Raw genomic sequence first — 636 nt, 5'->3', positions numbered from 1 at the left:
GAAACTTTATTTCGCATTGCGAATGAAAGCGCAAGCGACCGCCCCTGGGGCGTTTTCTGACGGGCGAATTGTCCGCGCGGACAACGGGCCAGGTCGCAGGAGAGGCGCCGCCCTGGGGCTTCGGGCGCGCGCTGTACGATGGGATGGGACAGGAAACACATGACCGGCCTGACGAACGGCATTGTAAGCGGCGGCGTCATCCATGACGCGGCGACCTTTGATGAGCGCCTGCGGCGCGCCGCCAGCGCATTCGCGGCGCTCGGCGTCGGCAACGGCGATTGCGTCGCGGTGCTGATGCGCAATGACGCGCCCTTCCTTGAAGCCAGCCTTGGCGCCCAGCGTCTTGGCGCCTACGCCGTGCCGGTGAACTGGCACTTCAAGTCCGAGGAGGTGCGCTACATCCTCGAGGATTGCGGCGCCCGCGTGCTGGTCGCCCACGCCGATCTGTTGCGCGGCCTCGACGACGCCTTGCCGGATGGCGTCACGGTGATCCAGGTTCCGACCACGCCGGAGATCGCCGCCGCCTGCCGCGTGCCGGCGGAGCTGCTGGCCCCGACGCCCGGCGCCCTGGTGTGGGACGAGCTGCTGGCGCGGCACGCGCCGCAGGAAGGCCCGCCCGCCCCGGCCGCAGACAGC

Annotated in this window: 1 protein-coding gene; it reads left to right on the top strand. The window is 69.8% G+C overall.

Annotated elements, in window-relative coordinates; genetic code table 11:
* Window positions 1-159 precede the first annotated feature (159 nt).
* A partial coding sequence (locus AC4FS3_RS28960; protein ID WP_491023412.1) for an AMP-binding protein occupies window positions 160-636 on the top strand: 477 nt, incomplete at its 3' end.

The organism is Pseudogemmobacter sp. TB195, assembly GCF_058313095.1.
Note: the sequence above shows the minus strand (reverse complement) of the source record. Positions and strands in the feature narration are given on the sequence as shown.